3 protein-coding genes and 1 pseudogene are annotated in these 9,775 nt (G+C 65.8%); 2 read left to right on the forward strand and 2 right to left on the reverse strand.

Features of this window, described 5'->3' with window-relative positions:
- Positions 1-48 precede the first annotated feature (48 nt).
- A pseudogene (locus tag AB0J69_RS60800) lies at positions 49-249 on the forward strand (IS1380 family transposase); the annotation flags it as partial.
- 88 nt (positions 250-337) lie between these two features.
- Complete coding sequence (locus AB0J69_RS60805) at positions 338-1,261, forward strand: transposase (protein WP_364138277.1); 924 nt, start codon at positions 338-340, stop codon at positions 1,259-1,261.
- An 848-nt stretch (positions 1,262-2,109) separates the two neighbouring features.
- Here AB0J69_RS60805 and AB0J69_RS60810 read toward each other — a convergent pair.
- Positions 2,110-2,694: a hypothetical protein gene (locus tag AB0J69_RS60810; protein WP_364138280.1), complete on the reverse strand. Its 585-nt coding sequence runs from the start codon at positions 2,692-2,694 to the stop codon at positions 2,110-2,112.
- A 44-nt stretch (positions 2,695-2,738) separates the two neighbouring features.
- Positions 2,739-9,434: an RHS repeat-associated core domain-containing protein gene (locus AB0J69_RS60815; protein ID WP_364138283.1), complete on the reverse strand. Its 6,696-nt coding sequence runs from the start codon at positions 9,432-9,434 to the stop codon at positions 2,739-2,741.
- Positions 9,435-9,775: the final 341 nt, after the last annotated feature.

Below are 9,775 nucleotides of genomic sequence, written 5' to 3' on the forward strand. Positions count from 1 at the left end.
GGCAAACGGCTGCGCGGCTGGATCGTCATCGACATCGACGCCACCGTCATCACCGCCACCTCCGACAAGCACGGCGCGGCGGTCACCTTCAAGAAAACGTATGGCTTTCACCCGCTGGCCTGCTGGTGCGCCAACACCCAAGAGTCGCTGGCGATGCTGCTGCGGCCCGGGAACGCCGGCAGCAACACCGTGGCCGACCACCTGCGGGTGCTGCGTGAGGCGCTGGCGCAGATCCCGAACTCCTGCCAGGCCAAGATCCTGGTCCGGGTGGACGGCGCGGGCGCCACTCACGATCTGCTGGTTCATCTGGGAAGGCCTGAACACCGCTCGCCGCACGGTGCGCTACCTGGTCGGCTGGATGATCACCGACCTCGACGAACAAGCCATCGCCCGGCTGCCCGCCACCGCCTGGCAAGAGTCCATCACCCAGGACGGCGACCTGCAGCCCGGCTACCATGTCGCCGAACTGACCGGCCTCAACCAGCGCACCGGCTGGCCCGAGGGCATGCGGCTGCTGGTGCGCCGGGTCCGCCCCTCGGCCCGGCACCGCAAGAACCTCACCGCCCTCGAACTGCGGACCGGGTGGAAGTACTCCATCATCGTCACCAACATCGGCCGCATGTGGGGCATCGCCGGCTCCCACCACCCGCAATGGCTGGACGCCCTGGCCCGCGCGCACGCCGTGGTCGAGGACCGTGTCCGCGTCGGTAAGGCGATGGGCCTGCGTAATCTGCCCAGCAAGGACTGGACCGTCAACCAAGGATGGGTATTGGCCGCCAACCTCGGCCACGACCTGGACTGCTGGCTGCGCCTGCTGACCCTGCACGACCAGGACGGCCTGGCCCGCGCCGAACCCGACACCATGCGCTACCGGCTCTACCACCTGCCCGCCCGGCTCGCCGCCCACGCCCGCCGCCGCCACCTGCGCATCGAGCGCACCTGGCCCTGGGCCCAAGCATTCGTCCGCCTGGCAGCGCCTCACCGACCTGCCCGCTCGCACCTGAGAGCCGGACCCGACCACGACGATCCAGAAAGGAGCCTCCTCCGGGCCCGTGGAACCCGGCGCCCCCGCAGCGACATGCGACGGCCCGCCCCAACCACCTCGGGGACATTACGGGCAAACCGCGGCGCCACTCACGCATCCCGACCAGCTGAAGAATCGAGGTTCACCGGTGGCATGGGCGTCATCGTCATGATCGCGATTGATCGCATTGAGCGTGAGAACGACAGTCCTGACGATCGCGAGAACGGCTTCGTCTGACGGCACGTCGAGGCTGGCGACGTGATTCTCGAACGTCTCCAGCGCCCTGTCGGTTTGCAAGAGCATCGAGTCCGGAAACATCTCCGCCTTTTCCACCCATTCGACTCTCAGCTCTCCGAACGCGACTTGTCGTGCCTCTTCTTCAATGCCTTCTCGCCAGAATACGGTCGGTCCGGTCGTCATGCATCCAGCTTACCGCCCGGACGCCAGGACGTATAATCGCCAACTGCCGTGGATCGCTAACACCTGTTCCCATAACCGTGCGGATTGTTGGTGTTGTGCGGAGATTCTTCTTACCGCCGAGCTCTTCAAACGTGTCTCCTTCGAGCTCGTCTAGGGTCTGACCAGTCGCAGGAAGGCGGTAGTCGACGCCGACTACGTCGTCGCGGGTATATCCGAGCCTCTTCATTTTCCTTCTGACGCCGAAATTACCCCCACCAGCGCGAAGACATGTTCTTGCCCTTGCCCACATAGACGGTGCCATCCTTGAGGTGCATGACCGTTCCCCCGGACCAGCTGATCTCCTACCACCAGAAGATATGTCGGGCCCCGGGCTGGCTGCCATGCCGAAGGCGTTGGGCGCGGCGCCCCACTCGTCGCGCAAGTCGCCGGCCATGGCAGTGCGCATAAGTCAGATCGTCAGGGCAATGGCTCTGGCTAGGCAGGTTCGGCATGCCGCCGCCCAGGCCTCACTGTTGCCCACGGTCATCGCGTGACGCTTCAACCCATGTTGAAGCGCTACGCGATGACCGTCGCCACATCACGACGTGAGCTTGACCAGGCAAACTCGTACGCCACTCCTATGGACGGCAAGCCTGGCCAGATGGCGAGGCCGCGGATCGGTGCTGTCAGCCGAATTTTTTCACGAACGACTCGGCATATTTCCTGTAGAAGGATGCATAAAGATCCTGACTGTGGCCGATCTGTTCGTGCTTCCCGTCGACCATCCGCAACGCACCACTCAGATCGCCATTGAGCGCCCGTACTACCGGAATGACCACATATTTCTCGTCATCAGTCAGCAAGTCGGTGTGCTCTATCCGCTCCGACAGGTCGGACCAGTCAGCCCAGGTGTCGATGAATGAGGAGCCGTAGGCGGAGAGCGCCGCGGCCAGCTCGGCTGCAGGGCCTCGCGGATCCTTTTGCTGATAAAAGTCCCATGTCCGGTACGTCTTTTCAGGCATGAGATAACCCAGATTCTGGCTCACCAGAGGCTGTCCGCGCCGGTCGAATTCGGGATTCAGCTCAGTGATCTGCTCCTGCACGCGGTCATGGACCACGCCCACCACCGGATTGAGAATCAGCACCTCAGGTAGGTATGTATCGTTGTCGTTGAGGCCCAGCCACCCGTGGACCCCGGGCGAGCGCTCCTGCACGTAGATGTACCGTGAGCGTGTGGTCTTGAACCGCACCCCGCGCAGTTCCTCCTTCACCGCGGCTAGGGTTTGCTTCTTAAGGTTCGACACGATCTCGGTCCTCAGTACTGGATGATAAGGACATCGGTGGCTCCGATGACTCGGCCTTTCAGTCCGGCTCGTTGGGCCTTGCGACCGGTGAACGTGCCGCCAGCAGCCTCTACCGAGGCATAACCGCCCCTGCGGCCCTGGTTCTTCGTGAATCCGGCCTTCGGACCGTTCTTCACGTCGAACAGATACAGCTTTCCGTTTCTCATCGCAACGAAGTCGACTCGTACCTTGACGCCGTTCGCCGCCCGGATGGTCAACTGCTCACCGACAATATTGTAGCCCTTGTCGAGAAGCTCCTGCTTGGCGCGCGCCTCTCCGGCCAGCCCTTTGGCTCGGCAGGCCAGGGGCGCGTTGTGAACGAGGACATTGCTGGTTCCGGCCAACACGTAGTACGTGTGCTTGCCGGCGACCGTCAGGTTGTGGACCCGCTGTTCGCCAGCGGTGCGCTTGCTGAGCGCGGTGACCTGTACATAGGTACCGGACCCGGTCTGCAGCCACATCCCCGCCTGGAGCCGGGTGGCCTGCACCCATTGCTTCTGGTCCGCAACCCAGAAGGGATGTTCCGCAGTCGCCACGACCACGCCTGTCGCGTTGCCCTTGCCACCGTCGGTGTCCACAGTTACCTGCACCAGGTTCTTCACCCCGTGTCCCGTGATCAGGGCGATCACGGGGGCCGCTGTGGTCTCTCCCGTGTCCGGATCATGCGCGAGGACCTGGTCTCCGACCTTGACGTCCTCGATGGGTCTGGCTGTTCCGTCGGCGAGCAGGACCATGGTTCCGGGTACGAAACTGTTGCACTCGCGGAGGGCTGCTTGCAGACGATGTCTCGCGGCTTGGAGCCGGTCTTTTGCCTTTAACCAGTTCTTGAAGGCGCTGATGGCATCGCCAGCGTGTTTCCAGATGGCCTTGCCGAGCTCGTACGCCTTCTTCCATTTCCACGGCAGCGCGTATTTCGCCGCCAGCTTGCCGGCCAGGCCACCGGCGAGTGAGCCCAGAATGTTGAGCGCTGTTTCACCGCAGGCGCCGACGTCGCCCGTGGTGAAGCACTTGATGCCCGCGGTGATGCCGAGTTCGTCGGCGGCGATTTTCGCGATCGCCAGGATGGCGTTGAGCAGTTGCTTGAGCTGTCGGTCCACCTCTGCCTGGGCGGCCTTGGCCTCCGCTTCCGCCTGCTCCTTGCGCGCAACCTTGCACTCCTGGCTTTTCGGCTTGTAGCAGGGGTTGATCGCGTCCTTCGACTCGTCGATCGGCTTGAGACCGGTGGGATCGGAGGCGCCGACAGGGTTGTTGCCCGCGTACGCATAGGGGTTCGCCCCCTGCGGTTTCGACAGGTCGAGCAGCGGATCCGTCGAGATGAACCTACCGATCACCGGGTCGTAGTAGCGGGCCGAGAGGTAGTCCAGGCCGGTGGAGGCGTCCTCGGTCTTGCCCAGGAAACCGCGATCGGTGAAGGGCAGGTCATCGGCGCCGCGGCGCTGCCCGAAAGGCAGATAGCGCTCACGCGAGACCTGGCCGGTCACGTCGTCGATGGCCAGTTGCATGGAGCCGTGCAGGCCTGAGGCCAGCCATTTGAGGCTGGCCCCTGTGCGCATGGCGACCACCGAGCCGTCGGCGTCGGCGTAATAGCGGGTCGCCGCGACGCCGGTGGTGGTGGAGCGGACCTCCATGGAGCCCAGGTACAACGTCGACGATCCGTCGGGGTCACGGCGGATGAGCCGTTCGCCGTCGGCGTCGTAGACCATGGTGGTCTCCTGGCCGTTGACGACGGCCTTGTCCATCTGGCCCAGGGCGTTCCAGGAGAAGGTGGCCTGCTTGTTGTCGACGGTGCGCGCCACAAGCTGGCCGGCGTTGTCGTAGCCGTAGGTGTCGGTGCGGCCGGGCCTGCTGATGGAGGTGATCGCGTTGGGACGGACCGCCGAGGCGCCCGCCGCCGGATAGGTGTAGGTCGCGGTCACGCCGTTGTCGCTGACGCTGGTCAAGTTGCCGACCGCGTCGTAGGTGAAGGACTGGTTATAGGGGTCGGCGCCCTGGAGGTCCGCACCGGATGCGCATGAGGTGCCGACGGTCGTGTACGCGGTGCTCAATCGGGAGAGACCGTCGTAGACGAAACACTCGGACTGGCCTGGGCTGCTGCCGGTCGCGGTGAGGGTGTCGGTGTTCCTGATCAGGTCACCGTTTTGGTTGTAGGCGAGAACGTCGTTCTGCGCCACCTGGGTGCCCGATTCCGTGGTCAGGCGCTTAAGCCAGCCGGTGCCCTCGTCCCAGGTGAAGGTGCGTTTGACCTGGCTGTTGGCACCGTAGCTGCGTTCATTCAGCCGAGCGGTCGAAGAGTAGGCGGCCGCCTTGATGTAGGTGGCGCCGCCGGCGTAATCGGAGGTCAGGCCCTGAGCCAAGCCGAGATCGGTGTAGGAGTACGTGAGCGTCTCGGCCTCCAGGCCGCCCTTGGCGGGAAGCCCCTGCTCCACGATGTTGTCGGCCGTGTCGTACCTGGCGGTGAAGGCATAGTCACCGGCGAGTGTGCCTTCGGCGGCCGGAATGGTGACCTTGGTTGCCGTCGGCCGGTAGGCGTTGTCGTAAGCGGTGACGGCGTCGGTGTAGGCGTTCGTGCCCACGTAGCGGGTGGAAGAGGACAGGTATCCCTTCACCACGCTGTCGTAGGCCCATTCGGCCAGTTTGGTGCCGGTTTGCGGCTCTCCGAACCACTGACTTGTCCGTCGGCCGAGGTCGTCGTACAGCAGTGAGACCTTGTCGCCGTTGCCGTCGATGCCCCAGAGCTGACGGCCAGCGGCGTCGTAACCGTAGCTGGCATCACCGGCGTCGGGGTCGGTGGCAGCGGTGCGGCGGGCTAGCCAGTCATAGGTGAAGGTGCGGACGTTGCCGTTGGCGTCGGTGACCTTGGTCAGGTTGCCAGCGGCGTTGTAGGTATAGCTGGTGTCGTGGTGAGTGGAGGCGTCCTTCCACTCCTCTGTCTTGATGGCGCGCTCGTAGACGTCGGAGACGGTGACGGTCTTGCCGCCGACCGGCGGGGTCACCTCGATGCGGTCCAGGCCGGGGTAGGCGGTAGTGGTGCGGCGGAACTCCGTGGCCTGCTGGTAGTCGATGACCGCGGTCGGGCGTTCCATGCTGTCGTAGACGGTCTTGGTCCACGACGGCAATGTGGTGGGATCGGGGTTCAGCAGGCCGCTGCCGGGCGCGTCGCCGTTGTGCGCGGGCTGAGAGCTGGCCGCGGTGAGCCCACGGCCGTCGTAGGTGTTGACGGTGACGATCCGGCCGCCTGCCGGGGACTCGGTCTGTTCCTCCCTGGCACGGCCGAACCCGTCGTCGTAGCTGTAGGTCGTGAGGTAGGTAGTGCCGCGCAGCAGGCGGCGCATCGTGGTTCTGGCTGGAGCGGTGGGCTGGCCGAGGTTGCCGTCGAAGGGGATGTCGTAGGCGACGGTCGCGGTCGGCGTGCCGCCAGCCCTGGGCTGGTCGGGCTCCCAGAGGGTGGCGGCGCGGCCGAGGGCGTCGTAGTCGATCTCGGTGGTCTTGTTGTTGGCGTCGACCAGCTTGGTGGGCAGGCCGTTGCGGTGGGAGGAGTAGGTTGTGACGGCGTGGCCGAGCGGGTTGGTGACCTTGGCGCCCTGGTGGGGCCAGCCGACGGCCGGGGTGTAGGTCGTGGTGGTGACTTTGCCCATCGGGTCGGTGGCGGTCAGCGGGCGGCCGTAGTCGTCGAAGGTGTTCTTCGTGACCGAGATGCTGGTGGCGCTGGCGTAGGAGCGGGTCTCCGTGACGTTGCCGTCGGACGGGGTGTTGGTGGCCGGGTCACTGCCCCCGTCGTACAGGGTCGCGGTTTTGCCGATCAGCGTCCCTGAGGTGCAACTATCGCCGGAGCGTTTCTCCATCGTGGAGGGCAGGCTGGTGATGCCGTTGGCCGGGTTGCGGGCGTAGGTGGTGCTGGTGCAAGTGTTGTCCGTGGTGACGGCGGTGTCGCCGTAGTCGTTGACGGTGGTGGGCTGTCCGTCGCTGTTGTAGGCGGTGCGCTGGTCGCTCCAGCGCCAGGTGCCGCCGGTGACCAGCTCGCGGGTGCGTTCGCGGGTGCGGTGCACGAAGGCCGGGTCCAGGACGCCGGGCCCGGTGCCGGTGGCGGCGACCTGGTACTCATACCGGGTGGATTCGGCCTCGGTGTAGGCGCGCGGGTCGGTGGCGGTCAGCTTCCAGGTCTGCTCCTGCAGGAGCTGGCCTTGCAGGGCGCGGGAGTCGGTGGCGGTGGTGCCCTCGAACGTGGTGATGGTGGCGCCGTCGATGCCGCGGTAGAAGGTGTCGGAGGTGACGGTGTAACCGTTCGGGTCGCTACCCGAGCCTCGGGTGGTGCGGACGGTGCCGTAGCCGCGCCAGTCGCTGCCGCCGGGTGAGAGGTCGGGCTGGGCGAAGTTCACCGGGTTGGTCCAGCGCGGGCCGCCGAGGTAGTCGTAGCTGGTGACCATGTCGGGCGAGCTGCCGACCAGGTCGCGTTCGGTCACCTTCATCGCCAGTTGCTTGAAGAAGCGGCCCCAGCTCTCGTAGCCGGTCTCCTCGTTGTAGTCGTAGTCGACGCGGTAGCAGTCGCCGGTGGCGTCGGGTAAGTAGTTGGTGCCGTCGCGGCCCTTGCCGCCGCCGCACGGATCGGCCTGGCCGTAGGTGACCTCGATCCGGCCACCCATACCGTTGCCAATCCCCGTGACTCGGGGCACCATGCGCCAGGACAGGAAGTCGGTCCAGTCCGACCAGTTGTCGTAGTCCATCCGGCCCGCGACCATGGCTGCGTCGAAGCTGACCGGCGGCAGCTTCTGCGCGGTCGTGCCGGCCAGGCCGGTCTGCTGCACGCTGTCGAGCCACAGCACCGGGTCGTAGGCAGGGCCGAAGTCGGTGCGGGTGTAGATCCACCTGTAGCGCAAGTCGGTGCGGGTGTCCGGCTCCCACACCCCCGAGGCAGGGTTCTTGGACTCGGTGAGGACCGAGTCGAGCTTGCGGGTGGAGTAGAACGCGACCGCATCGTTGGTGGCGCAGGACGGGCCGCAGGTCAGGTCGGTCGGCACGTCCAGGCCGCCGCGGTCGGAGGTGGTGAACGTCATCCGCGAGGTCGGCGTGCTGCCGGACACCTGGGTGTTGTGGCCGTAGCTGATCTGCTTGAGGAAACCGCCCCGATCGTACGGCAGCGGCACGTAGACCTCGGAGACACAGTCGGGCATGCAGAAGTAGTTGGTCTCGCGCTCATAGGTGTAGTCGATGACGTTCTCGTTGGCGTCGATCGACTGGTCCAGGTTCCACCGCCACACACCGGTGCAGGTCGGCGGGATCATGTCGTTGAAGTACCGGTCGGCGCACGGCTCGGCACGCTGGTTGCCGACGTACTGCAACTGCCACTGCGCGTCCTTGGTGTAGCCGAAGCGGTGCACCTGGCCATCGCTGGAGGTGACCTTCCAGTACTCCAGGCCGTCCGCCCCGCCGGCCTGCTGCTCGATCTTCCAGCCGAAGTCCGGCACCGTCTTCCACAACCCGCTGGTGCGGTCCTTGACAATCGAGGCCGACCGGCCGGCCAGGTTCAGCACCAGCTCCGACTGGGTGTAGTCCTTGGTGACGTCGGTGGCCAGCTCGTCGGGCGACTCCCAGCAGACGGCCGAACCGTAGGGGCCGTTCTCGTCGGCATGCCAGATCAGCGCGGCGGTGTCCGGGTCGTACTCGGTCCAGGCGGTGCAACGGCGGTACTTGCGCTCGATGAACCCGGCCGACACATTCCAGCCGATCCCGGTCACTCCGGACTGGTTGTTGGTCCAGTGGCCCTCGCCGTCCACCGACGAGGCGTCGTACTGCAAGGACAGGTTCGGCCCGGTACCCACCGGCGACGGCGCCTCCGGCAGCGGATAGTCATAGGAGAACCCGCCACCGGACGTGCCGGCCTGCCAGGTTCCCGACGGCTTCAGATCGGTGGCGCCGAAGTTCCCGTCCGGGCCGGTCATCCCGGCCGCCAGCACGTACACCGACCCAGAGGTGAACGCCTGCGCCGCGTTGGACGTGGCGTCCTTGCCCGTCTGGCTCTTGGGCAGCGTCAGCGGGGCCGCCTTGCCGGTGGCGGGGTCGACATCGACGTCGGCGGTCAACGTGCCGGTCTTCATGTCGTTGTGCGCCTTGACCGGCTGCGGGCGTACCACGCAATCGCGCGGGCGCGGCGTCGTCAGTGCACACGCCGGCACCCGTAACACCTGCAGGCGGGTGGCGAAGTTGCCGCCGTAGGCATCGCGGAAGCCCGCGTACGAGAACTCCGCCCGTACCTTGCCCGCCGTCGCACCCGTCAGCCGGGCCGCGACCCCTACCCCGCCGAGCTTGCGCACGGCGTCAGCCGGCAGCGTCTCCACCTTCACCGCGCCGACCTCAGCGCCCTTGACCTCGGAGAGCCGGACCGGCAGCTCACCCGCCGCGACCGCCTTCTCACCGGGATCCACCTGCGCCGTTCCCGGCTTCGGCCACACCGGCTCCTTGCGGTCGACCTGCGGCTGGGACTCCTCCGCCCCCTCGGCCGCCTTCGCCTTCGCCACCGGCCGACCGTCCACCGAGGTCTCCGGATCCGGACCCTCCACCGACGCCGCCGCCGGAACTACGAGATTGTCAGGCACCCCCAAACCAGAGATCACCAATGCCATCGCCACCGCGATGACCAGCACCATCGTCCGTAACCGCCGCCAGACCCGCATGTCGCCACCTCTTCAGGGCACGCTGACGCAGACCCCGGGAACCGGGGCCGCACCGCGCCATAAGGAGTTGATAAAGACGATCAATCCGGATCTTGATCGACGATCACCCAGAGGTCAACACCTGCAAGTTCGCCGCAAACATTACGGAATGTCGCTTTTGCGATCCACAGCGCGGCGCACTCCACGTCAACTGGCCTGTAGAAATTGCCCTTACCAGATGATCAAAGACTGTGATATGAGTCACATTGACGTGATCTCAGCGAATTGCCGGTAGGTAGTTGTGCTCGAAATGCGTGAGGACAAGAGCGGCGCGTGCGATGTCGCCGATTGCGCTGGGGCTG

Source organism: Nonomuraea sp. NPDC049709 (assembly GCF_040674815.1).
Classification (GTDB): domain Bacteria; phylum Actinomycetota; class Actinomycetes; order Streptosporangiales; family Streptosporangiaceae; genus Nonomuraea.

Coding starts and splice junctions, on each gene's coding strand:
- AB0J69_RS60815 (WP_364138283.1), bottom strand. CDS start 9,434: ATGCGGGTCTGGCGGCGGTTACGGACGATGGTGCTGGTCATCGCGGTG.